Raw genomic sequence first — 19,283 nt, forward strand, 5'->3', positions numbered from 1 at the left:
CTTTTCGCCTGCTATCAGGGCTGACTGGCGCGCGGTGCCTGCGCGATAGCCAGGAATATCTTGTCCAAAGGCGGGGTGATCAACACATACAGGATCCGGTTGAGCGGTTCGGCGCTCGGCTCCAACTGCTGGCGTAAATAGGCCTGCACGTGTTCCTTGAGCAAATCCTTCTGCGTGTATTTACGTTGCTCCGGCAATTTCAGATGCGCCCGGGTGTACTGGGCGGGTGGCGCGTCGGCGCTGGCGTAATGGAAGTGGGCATACCACAACACGGTTGGCGGTTTCCTGGCCTTGTCATACACCGCATATTCAGTGAAGAAATCGCCACTGAGCGTCGGGCGTTGCGGGTCGGCCAGGCTTGTCAGGTTGATATCGATTTGTTTGTGCGCCCACAGGTACGTCAGGCTTTCCTGGGTCGGCCATTGGCGCTTGTATGCGTCGCTGCAAAGGCGCTCCGCCAGCCTTGTCATGTCCTTGGCCTGTGCCAGGTATTCATCGATCAGGCCCTGGGCCGAGGGTTTATCGAGGTGGTCGCGCTTGATTTCATCGGCAAGCGCCGTGAGCTTGTGGGCGTGCCGGGTGAGCAGTTCATCCCAGTCGCCGGGGCGGGCCTGTTGCCGGGTGAGCGACGAGTCGAGTTTTTTCTGGTCCGCCGTGATGGCTTGCTCAATGCCTTTGCGCTGGCCGATCAGTGCCTGGGCCAGGCCTTTGAGCGTTATCAAGGATCGGTCCAGCGGTACCGAATCCGGTGGCGCGGCGGGCTTTTCGGCAGTCGTTTCCCAGCCATCTTCATGCTGGCTGAACGAGGCAATGGTTTCGCCGGTCAGCGTGTCGGCGAGGGTGATTTGTTCTTCGGCTCCCGGCTTGAACGCGCCGATGAGGTAGGCCTTTTTTCGGGTTTTGAATACACGTTTGGCCGGGTCCTTGGGGCGCAGGGTTTTTGACAGGGGCAGTTCGACGTCCAGCGTCTCCTGTTTGCGCACCACCGCCTCCAACTCGTTCTGCGCCAAAGCCTGGGCGTACTCAAGCCCCTTCAGCAGACGCTCGGCCTCGGGTCGCAGGCGTTGTGGATTGATGGCTTTCAGGGCGCGAATCGCATCCTCATAACGCCGGTACTGGGTAAGGACCGTCTCGTAGACATTACGCTGTTCGACCAGCGGGTATTCAGTGCCGCTACGCACTTCGATGTGGGACACCAGGGCTTCAAAAAAATCGGTCTGCTCCAGACGCTTGATGTAAAAATCTTCCTGAGGCGGCAGCCGGCGATCAGCCCCCGCCACGCTGGCGGTAGCGAGATAACTCAGCGCGTTGAGTTTGAGGTTGTCGGCAAAGAAGTTCTGCGGGGACTGGATTTGCGCCAGCCGCTCCTGACGTATCGCCCGTCCCGCCAACGAGTCTTGCGCTAGCTGTTCAAGAGTGGCCTCCATGGCAACGGAGATATCGGCCATGTGCAGGCGGATGTTCGCCGATTCAACACTGTTGCGGATGTATTCGTCGTAGACCGACGGGTCGCCAAGCACATTACTGATAAACATCCTGCTTGCCATTTCTGACATTGGCTCGCCCGCGCTGGAAAAGCGCATGGCGTTCAACCGGGCCAATACCAGTGTGTGAATGTAGAGTTGCTGATCCCAAATGGTGCCCAGGATTTTTGCGCGGTCATGCACATGCACGGCGGCGCCGCCGACTTTCTCCAGTTCCTGGCCCAGCTTGACCATCTCCAGGCGCGGCGGTACTGATTGGGCAAATTGTGCCTCAAGGTTATGCAGCAGAATTTGAAACTCGGTGCGCACCTCCTGGTGCCTGAGTGTTTCCTTGCGATGGCGTATTTCCAGGGCCGGCCGTTGTGCATCCGTGGCGCTTTTCAGGAGGTTCCACACCAGCTGCACGGTTTTACGTTGTTTTTTCAAGGCATCCAGCGCGGGTGACATGCGGTCCATTGACGCCCGGAACGGCGCCATCAACTGGGTTATTTCTGCATCCAGCAGGGGCATGCGTTCGAGCACTTCAGCCTTCCTGCGCTGGTTCTCCCCGCGCAAGGCCGCCATCCGTTTGGGCCCGCCGCCGACCAGCTTCAGGCCACGGTCCAGCGTCCAATGGCCTTGGCCGTCGGTTTTCAGCTTGATGCCGGGGTGGTTGGGTTTCTGTGGGTGGATCAGGTAAACGTCGCCGAAGCCCTGAACGATATTGACCCTGAAGAGCAAACCCGCGACCGAGGCGTGCCAGCGGCCATTGATGCTGTACAACCCTTGGTGCACCCCGATACTGACCGGTGCGGGTGCCGGTGTCGGCCAAACCACACTCACGGCCCGCAGTTTTTCCAACAGCCTTGCCGAGGCGCTGTCGCTGGCCAGGGAGAGATCAAAGTCCAGCAACGTATGACCACCGCCCGGTGGTTCGGCGGGCAGGCCAATGGTACCGCGCGCCACAACGGCCAGTGGGTTGGCGGGCGGACGCCTTAAAGGTTGGCGTTCGGGCGCTGCGACGAGCGGTCCCTGATGCACCAGCAGCATGCCGATATTGAGCAGCAAGTCGATCCAGGCCAGCTCCCGTGTCGTGGCGTCTGTGTTTTCCAGCGCCGGCAGGTCATGGCTGAGGCCTTGGGTCAGTTGCAGCAACCAGCCGACCGCCGCCAGTGGCCCGCGCACGGCCATCAACAGCGTGTTGAACCCCAGTTGCATGCCTTCCAGGATCAGCGCCCAGCGGCTTTCGCGGTTGGAGGTGGATTCGCGTTCGGCCTGGTCGAGCAGTTGGCGGGCTTCGCAGCCGAACAGGTATTCCATTAGGCTGCCGTTGCCAAGCGCTTGCAGGACTTCATCAGCGCTTTCGTCGTTGGCCTTCGCCAACTCAGCAGGTTTGGGCACGCTGGGCAATGCGTCGAACTCCGAGCCCATGCCTATGCGTACGTAATGCGGCTGGATAAATCCGCCATTGCTGTAGATCGCTCGAGCACCGTCCGCCAACCAGACCAGCACACTGTCTTGCAGGGCGCCCGGTTGCACAATGGCGGCCAGCAGGTGTTCGCGACTGGCAAACTCCAGCAATGAGTCGCGGTAGGCCGGGCGATAAAGCAGGTGCGGCCCCCGCTGCGTATCGCGTGGTTCGATGATGAACATGTTTTGCACCACATCCGCGGTGGCGCCGGTTTGGCGCACCAAGGCAAGCGGGCGAATGACAACTTCGTCGCCCTCGACGCGGCGCTCCATCGGGTCCGGATTGACCAGCGCATTCACGCAACGAAAGCCACGCGGAGTCAGGCCTGCTTCGCCTTTGATGGCATGCTCCAGCGCCTGGGTTTTCAGGTGAACGGGCCGCTGCTGCTGGAACAGCCGCTGGCGTTTTCGTGCCGTCTCGGTGTCACTCATCAGCTCCCGGCGCAAATAGGCGGGGTAGTTTTTGCCAATGTCGACACGCTGGACCAGTTGTCTGATGTAGTCGGCCGTTAGCCAGGTTTCGAGCGAACGGCCCGTCCGATGGCTGAGAGTCATGCTGCCTCGGGGCGCGCCCGAGAGGTTTTTCAGGGCTAGGTCGACCAGGCTCATGGTGACCGGTTCGATATACCCGCTCTCCAGGGTGCCCACCGCGACATGAAAGGTCAGCAGCAAGTCTTCGGCGCTGTAGGCTGCAGACAGCGCAGCGTCGTTGCATTGACGTTCGTTGCGCAGGGCCGTCGCGCGATCCAGACACAGTTGGTTGTTCAAGTGCTGGGTCGTGTAGCTGTGCAGTGTTTCCAGGCCGTCGAAGTCCGAGTCACCGAGTGCAAGGCGGCTGCTACTGGCCTGTTCGAGCAGGCATTGGCGATAAGTGAGGCGATCGGCTGCGTTGGCACGTCGAAGCCAGTCAGGCAGGGCCGCCTGGATTGGCGTCAGGATGGCCAGGGGAGCAGTGGACGTCTGCTTGAACAAGCGCGCCGGATTCGTGGCAACGGCAAACTGATGCTCCATCGTCGGCACTGTCCACAGGGCCGGGAGTCGAATGGCGGCCAGGTCATCCAGTTGCTGGTTGAAGAGCAGCGCGGCCTGTACCTCAAAGATGTTGCCGTCAGGCTCGTACTGCTGCCAGGTGATCCTGTCGGCATTGAAACCCTCGGCCCATGCGTTGCCGAAGGCATCCAGGTCGGGATAGGACTCGATCCGGCCGTCAAGGCGGCACAACAACACCTGCTCGCGGCAGACCACCAGGAGGTCGTAGGCTTGCACGGTCAGTCGGCTGCTTGCGCGGGTCAAGCGGGTTTGCAGGGTGTAGGCGTGTATCGCGTTTTCGGGCCCGGGGCGCTGGGCGCGGGTTACCCGGTCGGGGTAGCGAGCCAGCGTACCGAGTGTTTTCAACGTGGCGGGTTGGCGAATCGCTGAGTTCAGCAGTTCACCTTGCAGCACCCGGGCCAGCCATTGCCAGCGACTGCCACCGGCGTCGCTGTCCTCGCTCCAATAGGCTGCCAATGCCTCTTGAAAAGCGATAAAAACCAGCGAGGGCAACTCTCGCAGGGCAGCTTCGATGATCCGTAGGTCGTAGTCGCGGTGCCCGTTGACCTGATAGATGAGACGGGTGCCGGTGGCGTCGCTCAAGTAGGCGTCCAGGCCATAGCGCATCGAGAGATCGGGAAAGCTGCCGTCGGCCATAAGGCTCAGCGCAACCTCGAATACAGGGAGCAGGTCGCGGCCGCCGCCTTCACGGGGGACGGCCAATCGCAGATCCTGGAGCGGGTAGGTAAGGGGCGGGTATTTTTCCTTGAGGTTATTGGCCAGCAGCTCGGCAGTGACGGTGCGCAGAGTTGGGCGGGTGGCAAACCGGGCCTCAACCGCTTGTCGAGTCGGCTGGGCAGCGGCGGGCGTATTCGGGTCTGGCATAGGTATTCCTTTACGTTGGATAAAGACACACCCGATCAAGGTAATGCGCTAAGTCGCGGCGATGCGGTAGCCGGTTATGGGTTTAGGCCCTGGCGGCAAACTGGCCTATGATTAGCCCTTTGAAACTGATGAAAGACTGTGATGACTGAGAAATTGCCTGCCGTCCTTGAAACCTCTGACATGCTTGAAATCGACGGGCTGCATGCCTTCGACTTCGTACTCGATGAAGAGGCGCTGCTTATCACTGCCATGGACGGCCGTGTGGAAAAACGCTGGCGCTTCAGCCTGGAGCAAGTGCAGTCCGCCACCTTTGATGAGACCTTGCAAAGCTGGACCCTTACCGGTGATTCGGGCGAGCACCGCCTGATCTGTCTGAGCGCGTTCACCGGCAACAATAACGACGAGGATGAAGCGGATGATGATGCGTAAATTCTGGCCCCTGCTGATGGCGGGCAGTGTTGGTGCGATGTCGGTACAGGCCGCACCGGCCGACACCTATGAGCTGTTGGTCGGCAGCTACACCGCCGGCAGCAGCGAAGGCATTTATCGCCTGCAATTCGACAGCCGTACCGGCAAGTTCCAAGGCCAGCCGGTGTTGGCGGCCAAGGCGGCCAATCCGTCGTGGCTGACGATCTCCAAGGACCAGAAGCACCTGTTTGTGGTCAACGAGAACGGCCCAGGCCAGAACGACCCGGTCGGGCGAGTGAGCAGCTACAGCATCGATCCGCAGAATCATCAGCTGACGTTGATCAACCAGGTGCAGAGCCTGGGCAATGAGCCGACCCATTCCAGCGTGGCTGCCGATGGACGCTACCTGTTCGTCGCCAACTATTCGGTGCTGGAAGATCCGGGCGGAAGCCTGGCGGTGCTGCCGGTGGATGCCACGGGCAAGCTGTCGGCTCCGGTGCAACTGAGCGGGCACCCGGCCAGTCGCGTCAACCCTGAGCGCCAGGCGTCCAACCACGTGCATTCGGTGGTGTCGTCGCCGGATGGCAAATACGTGTTTGTGCAGGACCTGGGTGCAGACAAGGTGTTTGCCTACCACTACGACCCTAAGGCCAACCATGAGCTGCCGTTGACCCCGGCCAACCCGGCCTCGGTGCAATTGCCGCCCGGCAGCGGTCCGCGCCACCTGCTGTTCAGTGCGGATGGCAAGCATGCCTGGCTGACCACCGAGATGAGCGCGCAGGTGGCGGTGTTCGACTACAAGGACGGCCAACTGACCCAGACGCAGTTGGTGGACTTCGCCGCCGGGCAACCGGTGGCCGATAAGGCCGGCGCCGCGTTGCATGCCTCCAGCGATGGCAAATTCCTGTACCTGAGCAACCGTGGCACGGCCAATCAACTGCTGGTGTTCAGCATCGACCCGGCCACCGCGCACCTCAAGGAACTGCAACGCCGTTCAGTGGAAGGTGACCATCCGCGCGAGTTCAGCCTGGACCCGAGCGGCAAGTTCTTGCTGATCGCCAACCAGAAAAGCAATGAAATCGTGGTGGTCGAACGCGACCCCAAAACCGGCCTGCTGGGTAAAACCGTGCAGAAATTGCCGATCGATGCCCCCAGCGACCTCAAGTTTCTGGTGCGTCAATAAGCCACAGGCCCCGCCATGCGGGGCCTGAGCCTTTCTATTAATTCCATTAATAGCGGCTACTGTTTCAAAGCATTTCTAAGGCTTAGCCCTCGGGCGTAAGTTTGGTTCCAAGGCCTTCCCCGGCCACTCAACCAAATGAACACAAGGGTTACCGACATGAATCTGAATCTCTTCTCCATCATCGCCGCTTCCGCTGTTTCCGCCACTGTTGCCCTGCCAGCCGCGGCCAGCGTGGAAGTCTCCGGCAAAAAATCCAGCACCAGCGCCTACACCCAGAAATACCTGCAACAAAGCGCCAACTTCTACGCCGCACTGGATCACAAAACCCAGCAATGAGCCTGCAGTGAGCCACGGTCAAATGTGGGAGCTGGCTTGCCTGCGATGAATTCAACTCGGTGTGTCAGTGATACCCAGGTGATGCTATCGCAGGCAAGCCTGCTCCCACATTTGTTTGTGCTGGGCTTAGGCTTTCGCCATTACCGAGATGAATAGCGGCGATTCCAGGAAACGCTGCAGCCAAGCCTGCAACTGGGTATATGGCGATGCGGCAAACCACGCCCGATCCACATGGGCAAACTGTCGCACAAAGGGCGCCAGGGCCATGTCCGCCAGGCTCGGATGATCCGCCAGCAAATAGGCGCGGTCCGCCAGTAAATCTTCCAGCTTCTGCAAGAACACCTCACCCTCGGCCCGATACTGTTCCATTGAGTGTTCCGGGTAGCGTTCGGCGTACTTGTATCGATTCAAGTGATACTTGAAGTCCTGGTCGTTCTCGGCAATCAACGCGAATACGGCCGGGTCGCCTTGCAGCAACCAGTTATCCGGGTCGTGCTGCGCCAAGGCCCACTGCATGATCTCCAGGCTTTCTTCAATCACCTGCCCGTCAACGTTCAGCACTGGCACCGTGCCCTTGGGCGACAGCGCCAGCATTTCTGCGGGCTTGGCCTTGAGGCTCACCTCGACGATGCGCACCGGTACGCCCGAGTAGCGCAGGGCCAGCCGCGCCCGCATCGCATAGGGGCAGCGCCGGAACGAATACAGCAGCGCCTCGCTCACTTGACCTCCAACGTGCTCAAGCCATTGCCCTGGCGCTTGACCTGGATCTGCACCGGAATGCGTTCGTGCATTTCCTGGACGTGGGAAATCACCGCAACCTTACGGCCCTGGGCCTGCAAGCCATCCAGCGCATCCATTGCCAATTGCAGGGATTCCGGGTCGAGGCTGCCGAAGCCCTCATCGATAAACAGTGATTCGATTTTCAATGTGCTGGAGGCCATCGACGCCAGGCCCAGGGCCAGCGCTAGTGAGACCAGGAAGGTTTCGCCGCCGGACAATGAATGCACCGAGCGCAGCTCGTCGCCCATTTCCGTGTCCATCACCAACAGGCCGAGCATGCTGCCGCCGCGCTTGAGGCGATAACGCCGTACCAGTTGGCGCAGTTGCACGTTGGCGTGGTGCACCAGCAGGTCGAGGTTGTAGGCCTGGGCGATCTTGCGGAAAGTATCGCCGGTGGCCGAGCCGATAAGCGCGTTCAGGCGTGCCCAGCGTTGCCACTCGTCATAGGCCTTGGCGATCTGCTCGGCAAAGGCCTGGTTGGCGTCCTGGCGGCGCTGGTCTTCGGACTGGCGCGCGCGCAATTCGGCGCAGTGTTTCTCGCTCTCGGCCAGTTGTTGATTGAGCGTGGCCAAGGTGCTGTCCAGCTCCTCGGCTGCGAGGTTGCCATTGTGCAGGGCCTGATGGTCGGCGAGGCGCTGTTCGCGCTCTTGCAACAACACCTTGGCCTGTTCGACGGCTTTTTCGCTGTGCTGCAACTGTTGGCGCAATTGGCTGACCTGAGCGTCATCGTAGGCCAGCAAGCGGGTGAGGCCAGCGTCGTCGAGTTCCGGATGCAAGGCGCGCCATTCGCTGATACGCGTGACGAGGGCCTGTTGTTCGGCCTGCAACGCCTGTTCACGCTCCTGCTGGGCCTTGAGGTCGGCGGCCAGTTGAATCAGGGCGTTGTGGATTTCTTGCAGGTGTTTGTTGGCGTCGGTTTCGCTTTGGCGTGACTGGGTCACGGCCTGATCCAACTGTTGCTGCCAGTGTTCGGCACTGGTGTGTTGACCGAGCAGCGCGCTGAGTTTTTCCTGGGCCGTCTGTTGCTGGGCAGTCAGTTCGGTGACCTGCTGAATCAGCGCATCAAGCTGATGCTGACGATGTTGCTGGTGGGTCTGTTCCTTCTCGATCGCCTGTTGGCGTTCTTGTTGCTCGGCCAGCTCATCGCGTTGATGGCCCAGTTGCTCCAGGCGCTGGCTGACTTGCTGGTCCAGTTGCATGAAGGTAGCAGCCGGCTCGGCGCGCAGACCTTCCAGGATTTCTACGGGCAGCAGGCTGGCGAAGGCGCTCAGTTCCTGGTCGAGGCGTTCGCGGTCGCTGGTCAGCTCGCGCTGCTGATCGACCAGCAATTGACGGGCCTGCTGGCTGGCTTCCTGGGCCGCTTGCAGTTGCTGCTGCAAGCGCCCGGCGTTTTGTTGCAGGTTGAGCAGGGCGCTTTGGCGTTGTTCGTCCTGAGTGATGCTTTGGCTCAGTTGGCCCAATTGCTGCTCAAGCCAGGCGCTGCGTTTGGCGGCTTCCTGGTTGAGCAACGACGCGGCCAGCGGGTGCGCATCCAGGCTTGGCTGGAGTGCTTGTTGTTGCGTCGCCAGGTGTTCCTGCTGTTGCAGGTATTCCTTTTGCTGGGCGATCAAACCGCCCACTTCGCCGCGCAACTCGGTGAGTTTTTCCTTGAGGCTGTCCACGGCTTTCTGCGCGGTGGCTTCTTCGTTTTCGTCATGACGACCGAGGCTTTGCAGCAACGCTTCGGGTTGGTGGTACGGGTGTTCGTGGCTGCCGCACACCGGGCAGGGTTGGTCGTCCTGCAACTGCTCGCGCAACTCCTCGACGCTGGCGCTGCGGGCCAGGCGCTGGCGTTCCAGCAGTTGTTTGGTCACGTTCAGTGTCTGTTCGGCAACGGTCAGCTCGGCCTTGGTTTGCAGGCCGGTCTGGTTCAACTGTTCGCGTTGCTGTTGGGCATCGGTGAGCTTTTGCGTCAGGCTGGCGGCGTGTTGGTCCAGCTGTTGCTGGTTGTCCCACAGGCGCGTCAGGTCTTCGAAGGCGCGTTGTTGTTTGCGATTGTCTTGCAGCAGGCTCGCCAGCAATTGGATCTGCTCGGCCACGGCATGAGGTTCGGCACCGGCTTCCTGATACAGCAGGTCCAGGGCTTCGCGTTGCTGAGTGAACTGTTCGGCGGCGCTGGTCGCGCGTTGTTCCAATTGCGGCAGTTCGGCCTGGCCCTTATTCAGGCGATTGCCGATCAGCGTCAGCTGTTGCAGACGGTCGCGGTAGGCGCTCCAGGCATCGCTCAGTGGCGCGAGGACGGCGCTGTGCTCAAGCTCGGTCGCCAGGCGTTGCAGGCGTTCAGCGACATGGCTCTGTTTTTCCAGCAGCCCGGTGAGTTGGGCCTGGCCTTCGGTGCAGGCGCTTTCGTGCTGCTGTTTGTCCTCGGTGCGCTTGGCCAGCTCTTTGGTCAAGTGGGCGAGGGTGCTTTGCTCTTCAAACGCCTGTCGCAGCAATGGCACGGCATCAGTTTGGTTTTTCAGGGCTTCAGCCAACGCAGTTTGTGCGCTGGCTTGTTGCTGCTGGGCCTGCTCCTGGCGGGTGTGCAGTTGGGCTTGTTGTTGGATATGCGACTGAATCTGCGCGGCCAACGGAGCAAGCACGTTGCTGACTTCTGCCTGACGCGCAAACTGATGACGTTGTGGCGCCAATTGGTCCAGGCGGCCCAGGTCTTCACGTTGCTGGCGCTGGTTATCCCATTCGGCCTGTGCACGCTGCAGTTGTTCGGTGGCGGCGAGTTGGCGTTCCTGCCATTCGCGCAGCTCCTTGAACCAGGTGTGCTGAAGCTCAAGTTGCTTGAGTTGGGCTTGCTGGGTCTTCAGTTGCGTTTGCGCGGCATCGAACTGCTGATCCAGCTCCACACGTGCCTCGGGGGCCAACGGCACCACACCGCTCGCCTGGTCCTGCAACTGCTTGTGCGCATCCCGGGCCTCTTTGACCTTGTCGAACGCGCGCCGGCCGAGTTGGGTGTAAAGGGCCGTGTCGGTGAGCTTTTCCAGCAGTTCGCTGCGCTCGTTGTCGTTGGCCTTGAGGAAGGCGCTGAACTCACTTTGCGCGAGCAATACGGCGCGGGTGAACTGTTCGAAGTTCAGGCCCAGGGCCAGTTCCAGCTGGGTTTTGTACTCGGTTTTCTGGCTGGCCAGCAGTTGGTCGCTGTCCAGGTCAATCAGGCTCTGGCGGCTGTTCTGCAACTTGCCGCTGGCCTTGTCGCGGGCGCGATTGGCTTCCCAGCGCGCGCGATAGCGACGGCCACTCACGCCGACGAAATCCACTTCGGCATAACCGCCGCCGGTGCCACGCCGCAGCAGGGTGCGCGGGTCGCCGATGGAAATGTCGCTGTCGGCATCCGGCATCTTCGCCTGGCCGGTGTCGCCCAGGCGCGGCACCGCGCCAAACAACGCCAGGCACAAGGCATCGAGCAGGGTACTTTTACCGGCGCCGGTCGGCCCGGTAATCGCGAACAATCCGGCACTGGCCAGGGGCTCGGCGGTAAAGTCGATTTCAAACGGGCCAGCCAATGAAGCCAGGTTTTTCAAGCGGATAGCGAGGATCTTCATGGCTGTTCATCCTCCTGTTGCACTTCCTGGAGCAGCACGGCGAAGTCCTTCAAGGTCTGTTCATCTACTTCACTGCCATAACTGTCCTGCCAGGCGCGGCTGAACAGTTCCTGGGGCGTGAGCTGGTCGAGTTCGATCAGGCGGTCGTCGCCTTCGTCTTCACGGCTGCCTTTACCTGCGTATTCAGCGGCGATGCGCACCAGGCGCACGGCCTTGCCTTGCAGGGCGCTTTCGATCTGCTGGCGCAGGTCGGGTTGCGGTTCGTCGAGGCGTACGCGTACTTCCAGCCAAGGGTGGCGCTGGGTTTCGGCCAGCAGGTCGACGTCGGGCAACTCGGCCAGGGCCTTGAGGATATCGGCCAGCGGCGCGGCTTCCAGGCGTTGCAGGTCGACCGAGCGCGGAATCAGCAGCGGTTCGACACTTACCAGGCACTGGCCTTGGAAGGTGACGTCGAGGATCTGGTGCTTGTAGCCGATTTCGGAAAACGACAGCGGAATCGGCGAACCGCTATAGCGAATTCGTTCCTCACCATTGACCTTCTGCGGTTTGTGCAAATGGCCGAGGGCAACGTAAGCGACACTTCGATCAAACAGACTGGCCGGCAGCGCCTCGGCATTGCCGATGATCAGGCTGCGCTCGGAGTCTTCCGACACTGAACCACCGGCCATGTGCGCATGGCTGATAGCAATCAGCGCCTGGCCTTTTTTGCGCTTGGCGTTAGCGGCGGCGATCAACCATTCATGCACCTGGCCGATACCGCGCAGGTAGTCGTCACCCAAGTGCGCACCGGTCACTTCTGCCGGGCGCAGGAACGGCAACGCGAGGCACCAGGCGGCGATCTTGCCTTTGGCGTCCGGCAGGGGGATCAGCAGGCGTTCGGCGTCGAGTTGGCCGTCATCCAGCCACAACACGCGGCCGAGCGCATGAGTGCGCAGGCGGCGCATCAGTGGCGCGGGTAATTCGATACGCGAGCCGGAATCGTGGTTGCCGGCGATCATCACAATGGTCAGCTTGGGGTTCTGTTCGTGGGCGCTGATGATGAAGTCATACAGACGCTCCTGGGCCTTGAGCGGTGGGTTGACCGTGTCGAAGATATCCCCGGCGATGAGCAGTACATCCGGCAGATGGGCTTTCAGTTGGCCCAGCAGCCACTCGAGGAAACAGGCGTGTTCGAAGTCGCGTTCCTGGCCGTGGAGGTTTTGGCCCAGGTGCCAGTCGGAGGTGTGAAACAGACGCAAGGCGAACTCCGTTGAAGAGACGAAAAGGAGGGGAGTTTACCTGTGTGGGAGCTGGCTTGCCTGCGATGGTGGTGTGTCATTCGAAAAATCTGCTGGATGACCCACCGCTATCGCAGGCAAGCCAGCTCCCACAGGGGCTATGCGCTATGCAGGCAGTCCAGCGCTCGGTCGGCGAGTGTTTTGGCGCTGTTGATCAAGTGCTGATCACTGCTCATCCCTTGGATGGTGCCCGCTGCGGTCGCGGTCGCGGCTGCGCAGCGACGGAGCGACACTTTGCCAGTGGAGTAAGCAGGCGCAAGGGCGGTTGATGTTGTACAGTTACTCACTATGATTAACTTTGATTAAGATTGCTGCGTCGTGGCGCATACTTAAAGCCACCAGAGAACTCTACCAATCAGGAGTCGTCCCACATGGCCACCCCCTCTAAAACCAGATCTGTCACCGCGCACGTGCCCGAGCAACTGGCCCAAAAGGTCGATTTGATGGCAGAGCGTCTGGAACGCTCCAGAAACTGGATCGTCAAGCAGGCGCTGTCTGCCTGGATTGACCAGGAAGAAGAGCGTAGTCGTCTGACCCGCGAGGCCTTGGCCGATGTTGACGCTGGCTGCGTGATTGACCACCAGGCAGTCCAGGCCTGGGCTGATAGCCTCAGCGGCGATGCGCCATTGCCGGTGCCGCGCTGATGGAGTTGAAGTGGACGGCCAAAGCGCTTTCCGACCTCGCCCAACTGTATGAGTTTCTAGCATTGGTCAATCAACCCGCCGCTGCGCGAACGGTGCAGCAACTTACCGCTGCGCCCATGACGCTGCTCGCTAACCCTCGTATCGGCGAACGCCTGGAAGAGTTCGAGCCCAGGGATGTGCGCAGGATTCAGATCGGTCATTACGAAATGCGTTACGAGATAGTGGGTTCCACTGTCTATCTGTTGCGCCTGTGGCATACCCGAGAGGATCGGTAGCTTATCGATCAAACGCTGAAGGTCCCCTGTGGGAGCAGGCAAGCCAGCTCCCACAGGGTTTTGTGGTGTTGGTTGGATCCGCGTTACTTGGGATAGAGCGGCGGCAAGCTGGTGGTATCCGCCGCCGGGTCCACCTCGCGCTCAGCCACCGGAATGGCCTTCACCGCACGCCATAGATCTTCACCCAGCCAGAAATGCCCACTCTCGCTGTACAGCGCGCCGTTCAACCCATCCAGTGCATCCGACAGCGGCACGAACCGCGCCGCCATATCCGCGAGTGTTTCCGGTTGCTGCCGCGCCCAGGCGTCGAGCGCCTGGCGGGTGGCATGCGGGTCGTTGGCCTGGGTGGCGCGTTTGAGGTCGTCGAGCAAGGTGCGTGGGCTCGGGCCGGTTTGCGCGGCGCGTAGCACGGCCGGTTGTCGACGTGCACGCCACCACAGGCCAAAACCCAGCAGGGTCGTGCAGGCAAGGACCAACGTGCTCAGTTGCCACAGCCACAGGCGTTCATCGTCCGGCGCGGTGATGACTGTGGGGGTGGCGGGCGTGTCCACTGCCAGGCTCGGGTTGATCGCAACTTGCACGGTGCGCGCCGGCAGGCTGGTGCGCTCCAAGTGATCTTCATGGGTGTTCCACCACACCACTTCCACGGCGGGCAGTTCCAGGTTGCCGGCGCGGGTGGGCACCAGGGCTTCGCGGTCTTCGCGGCTGCCGATCAGGCCACGGTCGTTGGTCTGGTTGCCGAGTAACGGTTGGTCCGGGTAGCGGCGCAGGCCGTTGATCTCGGTGCTGGGCAGCGCCGGCAGTTGCGCGCTGGACAGGCCCTCGGCCTTGACCGTGAGGCTGCGGGTCAGGGAGTCGCCGACCTGCACATGCTCAGGCTCTGGGTTCCAGTGTTCGCTGAGGGTCAGGCTGCGTGCCGGCAGCCATGGCGTATCGGCGGGGTACAGCGCGGGCTTGGGTTTGACCACCAGCGGCAACTGCGCAGAACTGACGTGGATCAGCTTGCCGGGCTTGGTGCCTTGCAGGGTGTTTTCCTGGGGCGGGCGCGACTCCACCAGCGTCGCGCTGAAGGTCTGCGCCGGGATCGCCAGGGTGCCGCTGTGCTGCGGATAGATCGCGTAGCGGGTTTCGATCACCCCGTGGCGGATGCTGTTGATGACCTTTTCGTAGGTACGCGACTCACCCAGCTGCTCCACGCGCGCATCGGCAATTTGCAAGGGTGTGAGACTGCTGTCGTCATACAGCGACACTGAGTGGTAGACACGCACGGTCAACAGCGCCTGGGCCTGGACGTAGACGCTGGTCTGGTCGAGGTTGGCCTCGACAAACACCGGCGCGAGCTCGGCGGCGGTGTTCTGGCTGGCGGTTTCTACCACTTGCAGGCTGATCGGCTGGGTCTTGTATTCGCCTACTTGCAGGGGCGGAATGACCACTGTGCCGTTTTCCTTGGGCAACAGGGTGATGATCCAGCGTGTGGTGGCGTGGTTATCGCCGCCCAGGGTGGTGAGTTGGTTGATCTGGCGCGTGCCGCTGACTTCGAACTGCGCATCCAGCGGCGACAGGTCGGGCTTGCCGAACTGCGTGACGTCGCTGGATTCCACCGTCAGTTCCACCGTTTCCCCGGAGTTGACGCGGCTGCGGTCGACGCTGGCGGACAGGGTCGCCGCCTGGGCGTGGCCTGCCGAGAGGGCGAGCAGGAGCAGTAGGGTGGTGCGGCGGCTCATCGAGTCTTGTCCTGATGTTGTTGCTGTTCGTACCAGAATTTGCGGCGCAGCAGTTCGCCGGGGTTGTCCGGGATTTCCTGCAGCCATTGCTCCAGGGCCTGGCGGTGTTCACCGTCGAGACTGGCGTCATTAGGGCGTAGCGGCGGGGTGGTGGTCTGTTCGTCACCCAGTTCGCTGCCCGGCACTTCGTTACCCGTGGTTTGCGGTGTGTTGCCGGGCTGGGTGTCGTCAGTGCCGGCTCCCTGGCCTTGGGACGGCGGCTCGCCCCCCGTAGCGTTTTGCCCACTGGCACCCGGTTGCGCAGTTTGGCCGGGTTGGGTGGTTTCGTCATCCTCGTTCTTTGCAGGCTCGGTGGGCTCCGGTTCGGCCTGTTCCTGCATCAGGGCTTCCACCAACGCCTTGTTTTTCAGCGCCGGTTGCAGGTCGGGTTGCGCTTCCAGGGCCTGTTCGTAGGCGTCGATGGCGGCTTCCAACTCACCGGACTTGGCCAAGGCGTTACCTCGATTGTAGTGGGAGTAGGCGTCATTGCCTTCGGCAAACAGCTTGATCGCCTCGGCATAGTTGCCGGCCTCGTAAAGCGCCACGCCTTTCCACTGCGGGTCCTGGAAGTGTTCGGCGGCTTCGGCGGGGCGTTTTTTCTTCAGCAGGTATTGGCCTTGCTGGTCGGGGCGCAACCACAAGTCCTGCAAGCCGAATGCGTAGCTGGGCTGCGGCGCGCTCAACAGCAGCAGCGGCAGGCAGAACAACCAGCCACGCCGCCCGGCGCAGGCAGCGAGTAGCAACAAGGGCAGGAGTAGCCAGTAACCCTGGTCGGCCCAGGTGTCGAGGTGCAGCAGTTGGCCGTCGTTGCGCAGGGTTTGTGGCGGGTCGAGCACGCCGAGTTGACGCAGGTCCTTGTCGTCCAGGCGCGCAGCGCGGTAGCGGCCGCCCATTTCACTGGCGAAGGCCTTGAGTGTCGGGCTATCGAGGCGTGGGACGAGGATCGCGCCTTGTTCGTCCTTGAGGAATTCGCCGCTCTCCTGGGTCACAGGGGTGCCTTCACGGCTGCCGATGCCCAGAATCGACAGGGTGGGCGCCTGGGCGCTTTGCAGCAACAGGCGAATGCCCTGGCGTTCCTGTTTGGACAGCGAGGAGCCAATCAGCAACAGGCGACCCTGGCCGAGGCCACCTTGCTTGAGCAGGCCGAGGGCTTTCTCGACGGCCAGGTCGGCGCGATGGCCCGGCTCAGGCATGATCGACGGGCGCAGGGCTTCCAGCAGGTTGCGGCTGGTAGCCAGGTCATCCGACAGCGGTACCAGGGTGTGTGCGCTGCCGGCATACACGACGATGGCGGTTTGCGCATCGGTGCGCGCCTGCAACAAGTCGTACAGCTTGCGGCGTGCCTGCTCCAGGCGGTTGGGCGGGCTGTCGGTGGCGAGCATTTCCGGGGTCAGTTCCAGCAACACCACCAGCGGGTCGGAAGGCTTCTGGCTGGACTGCTCCACACGCTGCCAGCTCGGGCCGAGCAATGCCAGCACGGCCAGCAGCCAGGCAATACCCAACACTATCCACGGTGATTTGCTTTCTCGGCCGTTGCCACCACTGAGCAGCACGGCGTGGAAGGCCGGCGGCAGGATCATCTGCCAGCGCCCAGCGCGTTTTTGCCGGTGCCACAGGTGCCACAGCAGCCAGCCAAGCAACGGCAGCAGCAACAACCACCAAGGACGAAACCAGTGCGGCCACAGGTCGATCATCGACGCCTCCGCAAACGCAGACGCTTGAGGCGCTGACGCCACTCAGGGTGTTGTTGCAGGAATATCCCCTTGCTTGATAGTTTGTTGAACAGCCGTTGCAGCGCGTTGTTCGGCCAGCGTTCTTGAATCACCAGCAACATGCTCAGCACCAAGGCCAGGGCCAGTGGCGCGCTGTACAGCGCCAGGGCCGGGCGTGCTTGGGTGGGTTGCTGTTCGACCGGCTCCAGTTGGTCAAGCGTCTCTTTGATCGCTTGCAGCTCTTCACCATCGCGAGCGCGGAAGTACTGACCGCCGGTGGCTTCGGCGATGGCCTTGAGTGCAGGTTCGTCCAAGTCGAGGCTCGGGTTGACGCCCAGAATACCCAAGGAGCCGGTTTGCTCCGGGTCGGCACCGATGCCGATTGGATAGATTTTTACGCCTTCTTCAGCCGCCAGGCGCGCGGCGGTCAGCGGGTCGATTTGCCCGGCGTTGTTGGCGCCGTCAGTGACCAGGATCAGCACGCGGCTCTGCGCCGGGCGCTGGCGCAGGCGCTTGAGGGCCAAGCCGATGGCGTCGCCAATCGCGGTGTTCTTGCCGGCAATGCCGATGCGCGCTTCGTCCAGCCAGGTGCGCACGGTGCGGCGGTCAAAAGTCAACGGGGCTTGCAGATATGCCTGGCTGCCGAACAGGATCAGGCCGACGCGATCACCTTCGCGCCCCTCAAGGAAATCGCCGAGCAGGTGCTTGACCAGGCTCAAGCGACTCACGTCCTCGTCCTGCCAATTCATATCCGGGAAATCCATGGACCCCGAAACGTCCACTGCCACCAACAGATCACGGCCACTGGCGGCGATTGGCAGCGGTTCGCCGAGCCATTCCGGGCGCGCGGCAGCGGTGAGCAGTAGCAACCACAGCACCACGAACGGTGCTTGCTGGCGCCAGCCGGGCAGGTTGACGCGGGCGCGGCGACGGGCCAGTCCTTCGAGGTCGCTGAGGTAGCTGATTTTCAATGCGGGCTCGCCACTGTCGGCGGCCGGCAGCACGAGGCGCATCAACCACGGCAAGGGCAACAGGGCAAAGATCCACGGCCAGGCGAACTCAAACATGTTTGCGAATCCAGGTGTCGACGGCTTGGGTCAGGCCGGCGATGGCCTTGTCGTCGAGTTTGCATTCGGGTTTGTAGGCACCTTCTACCAATACCATCCAGCGCGTGAGGCCGGCAGCGGGGCAGCGGTTGTCGAGGAATGCCAGCCATTTGCGGCCGTTGAGGGTGTGGCTCTGGCTGTAGGGGTAGTCGTTGCGGCACAAGCGCTTGAGCAGGCCATTGAGCTGTTGCAACCAGGCACCGGCGGGCGCGCCATCGTAAGGCTTGGGCATTAACGCAAGCTCTGCCAGGGCGGCGATGCGCAGCGGGTCCAGCGGTTGTTCGGCACGGGCGATGGGGCGGCGGGTCGGCAGAAAGCGGCGCAGTGACCACAGGCCCCAGCCGAGCAGCGGAATCACCAGCAGCAACAGCCACCAACCCGGCGCGGGCGGCCAGAAGCCGATGGCGGGTGGGGCGATCAGCGGTTGCAGTTGGTCAAGGCTGCTCATTGTTTTTTAACCGGGCGTTGCGGGTTGAGGTATTCGCGCAGTTGCTCGACCATTTCGCTCTGGGTGCTCAGGGGCATCAACAGCACGCGCAGTTTCTGCGCGAGCAGCTCCCAGCGCGCAATGCGCGCTTCGGCCTGGGCCTTGTAGGCCTGGCGCAGGTCGAAATTCAGTGTGTCCAGTTCCAGCTGGGCGCCGCGCTCGGCAAAACGCAGCAGCCCGGCGGCGGGCAGGGCGTGGTCGAGTGGATCGGAAATCGGTAGCAGCAACAAATCGCAATGTCTCGACAGCAAGCTCAGCTGTTGCTCGGCGCCTTCGGTCAGCGCACGTTCGTCGCAGATCACAATCACCAGGCTGCCAGGGCGCAACACCTCGCGGCCACGGCGCAGGGCCATGCCGAGGGCGTCGGCTTCGGGGCGGCTCTCGGTGCTCAGGCTCTGGTTGACGCGCACCAGGCGGTTGAGCAGTTGCAGCAGGCTTTGCTTGCTGCGGCGCGGCTTGATTTCGTAGTGCTCGTTGTCGCCAAACACTAGCCCGCCCACACGGTCGTTATGCCCCAGCGCGGCCCAACCGATCAGGCTGGCGGCCTGGGCGGCCAGCACCGACTTGAACATCTGACCCGAGCCGAAAAACAGCCGGCAGCTTTGCTCCACCATGATGAAGATCGGCCGCTCGCGTTCTTCATGGAACAGCTTGGTGTGCGGCTCCTGAGTGCGTGCGGTGACGCGCCAGTCGATGGTGCGCACATCGTCGCCGGCCTGGTACACGCGCACCTGGTCGAAGTCCACGCCACGCCCGCGCAGCTTGGAGTGGTGCAGGCCGATCAATGGGCTGCGCTGGCTCGGCGTGGAAAACAGCTGCACTTCGCGCACGCGATGGCGCATCTCGATCAATTCGCTGAGCGTGGCGCGGATCCCATCACCGGCGTTCAT

14 protein-coding genes are annotated in these 19,283 nt (G+C 62.0%); 5 read left to right on the plus strand and 9 right to left on the minus strand.

Going from position 1 to position 19,283, the window contains the following annotated elements:
• Positions 1 to 14: 14 nt before the first annotated feature.
• On the minus strand, positions 15 to 4,847 hold the full coding sequence (locus tag EJ576_RS24305) for a dermonecrotic toxin domain-containing protein (RefSeq protein ID WP_126571326.1): 4,833 nt from the start codon (positions 4,845 to 4,847) through the stop codon (positions 15 to 17).
• Between the two features lie 141 nt (positions 4,848 to 4,988).
• On the opposite strand from EJ576_RS24305, the gene EJ576_RS24310 reads away from it, so the two are divergent.
• The 3 genes from EJ576_RS24310 (at position 4,989) to EJ576_RS24320 (ending at position 6,774) form a co-directional block, all read left to right on the plus strand.
• Positions 4,989 to 5,276: a DUF5629 family protein gene (locus EJ576_RS24310; protein WP_122728245.1), complete on the plus strand. Its 288-nt coding sequence runs from the start codon at positions 4,989 to 4,991 to the stop codon at positions 5,274 to 5,276.
• Positions 5,263 to 6,438 (plus strand): lactonase family protein, encoded by a 1,176-nt coding sequence (locus EJ576_RS24315; RefSeq protein ID WP_126571327.1) that lies wholly within the window; start codon positions 5,263 to 5,265, stop codon positions 6,436 to 6,438. The genes EJ576_RS24310 and EJ576_RS24315 overlap by 14 nt, the downstream gene beginning before the upstream one ends.
• 156 nt (positions 6,439 to 6,594) lie before the next feature.
• Positions 6,595 to 6,774, plus strand: a complete 180-nt coding sequence (locus tag EJ576_RS24320) for a hypothetical protein (RefSeq protein ID WP_016980181.1) — start codon at positions 6,595 to 6,597, stop codon at positions 6,772 to 6,774.
• A 126-nt stretch (positions 6,775 to 6,900) separates the two neighbouring features.
• Here EJ576_RS24320 and EJ576_RS24325 read toward each other — a convergent pair whose 3' ends face one another.
• The 3 genes from EJ576_RS24325 to EJ576_RS24335 are packed head-to-tail and all read right to left on the minus strand — an operon-like array spanning position 6,901 to position 12,367.
• Positions 6,901 to 7,494: a glutathione S-transferase gene (locus EJ576_RS24325; protein WP_126571328.1), complete on the minus strand. Its 594-nt coding sequence runs from the start codon at positions 7,492 to 7,494 to the stop codon at positions 6,901 to 6,903.
• Positions 7,491 to 11,129, minus strand: a complete 3,639-nt coding sequence (locus EJ576_RS24330; protein WP_126571329.1) for an AAA family ATPase — start codon at positions 11,127 to 11,129, stop codon at positions 7,491 to 7,493. The genes EJ576_RS24325 and EJ576_RS24330 overlap by 4 nt, the downstream gene beginning before the upstream one ends.
• Positions 11,126 to 12,367 carry an exonuclease SbcCD subunit D C-terminal domain-containing protein gene (locus tag EJ576_RS24335; protein WP_122728235.1) on the minus strand — a complete coding sequence of 414 codons (1,242 nt, stop codon included), beginning with the start codon at positions 12,365 to 12,367 and terminating at the stop codon, positions 11,126 to 11,128. Before EJ576_RS24335 ends, EJ576_RS24330 begins: the two co-directional genes overlap by 4 nt.
• Positions 12,368 to 12,777: 410 nt before the next feature.
• Between EJ576_RS24335 and EJ576_RS24345 the strand changes: the two genes are divergently transcribed.
• Both EJ576_RS24345 and EJ576_RS24350 read left to right on the plus strand, forming a co-directional pair.
• Positions 12,778 to 13,050 carry a CopG family ribbon-helix-helix protein gene (locus tag EJ576_RS24345; protein ID WP_126571330.1) on the plus strand — a complete coding sequence of 91 codons (273 nt, stop codon included), beginning with the start codon at positions 12,778 to 12,780 and terminating at the stop codon, positions 13,048 to 13,050.
• Positions 13,050 to 13,325, plus strand: coding sequence for a type II toxin-antitoxin system RelE/ParE family toxin (locus EJ576_RS24350; protein ID WP_126571331.1), 276 nt, complete (start codon positions 13,050 to 13,052; stop codon positions 13,323 to 13,325). The genes EJ576_RS24345 and EJ576_RS24350 overlap by 1 nt, the downstream gene beginning before the upstream one ends.
• 83 nt (positions 13,326 to 13,408) lie before the next feature.
• Here the strand turns inward: EJ576_RS24350 and EJ576_RS24355 are convergent, their stop codons facing one another.
• From EJ576_RS24355 to EJ576_RS24375, 5 genes are read right to left on the minus strand one after another with little or no spacing between them, the layout of a single operon-like run.
• Positions 13,409 to 15,049: a BatD family protein gene (locus EJ576_RS24355; RefSeq protein ID WP_126571332.1), complete on the minus strand. Its 1,641-nt coding sequence runs from the start codon at positions 15,047 to 15,049 to the stop codon at positions 13,409 to 13,411.
• Positions 15,046 to 16,782 (minus strand): tetratricopeptide repeat protein, encoded by a 1,737-nt coding sequence (locus EJ576_RS24360; RefSeq protein WP_028616474.1) that lies wholly within the window; start codon positions 16,780 to 16,782, stop codon positions 15,046 to 15,048. The genes EJ576_RS24355 and EJ576_RS24360 overlap by 4 nt, the downstream gene beginning before the upstream one ends.
• Positions 16,779 to 17,867 (minus strand): VWA domain-containing protein, encoded by a 1,089-nt coding sequence (locus EJ576_RS24365; protein ID WP_126571333.1) that lies wholly within the window; start codon positions 17,865 to 17,867, stop codon positions 16,779 to 16,781. Before EJ576_RS24365 ends, EJ576_RS24360 begins: the two co-directional genes overlap by 4 nt.
• Positions 17,860 to 18,354 carry a DUF4381 domain-containing protein gene (locus tag EJ576_RS24370; RefSeq protein ID WP_028616472.1) on the minus strand — a complete coding sequence of 165 codons (495 nt, stop codon included), beginning with the start codon at positions 18,352 to 18,354 and terminating at the stop codon, positions 17,860 to 17,862. Before EJ576_RS24370 ends, EJ576_RS24365 begins: the two co-directional genes overlap by 8 nt.
• Complete coding sequence (locus EJ576_RS24375) at positions 18,351 to 19,283, minus strand: DUF58 domain-containing protein (RefSeq protein ID WP_068935907.1); 933 nt, start codon at positions 19,281 to 19,283, stop codon at positions 18,351 to 18,353. The genes EJ576_RS24370 and EJ576_RS24375 overlap by 4 nt, the downstream gene beginning before the upstream one ends.

Origin of the sequence: Pseudomonas sp. C 49-2 (genome assembly GCF_003970195.1) — a bacterium.
GTDB classification, from domain to species: Bacteria; Pseudomonadota; Gammaproteobacteria; order Pseudomonadales; family Pseudomonadaceae; genus Aquipseudomonas; species Aquipseudomonas canadensis.

What these genes read in the sequence shown, in the direction of transcription:
- EJ576_RS24305 (WP_126571326.1), bottom strand. Translation starts at nt 4,847, where the DNA reads ATGCCAGACCCGAATACGCCCGCCGCTGCCCAGCCGACTCGACAAGCG.
- EJ576_RS24310 (WP_122728245.1), top strand. Translation starts at nt 4,989, where the DNA reads ATGACTGAGAAATTGCCTGCCGTCCTTGAAACCTCTGACATGCTTGAA.
- EJ576_RS24315 (WP_126571327.1), top strand. Translation starts at nt 5,263, where the DNA reads ATGATGATGCGTAAATTCTGGCCCCTGCTGATGGCGGGCAGTGTTGGT.
- EJ576_RS24320 (WP_016980181.1), top strand. Translation starts at nt 6,595, where the DNA reads ATGAATCTGAATCTCTTCTCCATCATCGCCGCTTCCGCTGTTTCCGCC.
- EJ576_RS24330 (WP_126571329.1), bottom strand. Translation starts at nt 11,129, where the DNA reads ATGAAGATCCTCGCTATCCGCTTGAAAAACCTGGCTTCATTGGCTGGC.
- EJ576_RS24345 (WP_126571330.1), top strand. Translation starts at nt 12,778, where the DNA reads ATGGCCACCCCCTCTAAAACCAGATCTGTCACCGCGCACGTGCCCGAG.
- EJ576_RS24350 (WP_126571331.1), top strand. Translation starts at nt 13,050, where the DNA reads ATGGAGTTGAAGTGGACGGCCAAAGCGCTTTCCGACCTCGCCCAACTG.
- EJ576_RS24355 (WP_126571332.1), bottom strand. Translation starts at nt 15,049, where the DNA reads ATGAGCCGCCGCACCACCCTACTGCTCCTGCTCGCCCTCTCGGCAGGC.
- EJ576_RS24360 (WP_028616474.1), bottom strand. Translation starts at nt 16,782, where the DNA reads ATGATCGACCTGTGGCCGCACTGGTTTCGTCCTTGGTGGTTGTTGCTG.
- EJ576_RS24365 (WP_126571333.1), bottom strand. Translation starts at nt 17,867, where the DNA reads ATGTTTGAGTTCGCCTGGCCGTGGATCTTTGCCCTGTTGCCCTTGCCG.
- EJ576_RS24370 (WP_028616472.1), bottom strand. Translation starts at nt 18,354, where the DNA reads ATGAGCAGCCTTGACCAACTGCAACCGCTGATCGCCCCACCCGCCATC.
- EJ576_RS24375 (WP_068935907.1), bottom strand. Translation starts at nt 19,283, where the DNA reads ATGAACGCCGGTGATGGGATCCGCGCCACGCTCAGCGAATTGATCGAG.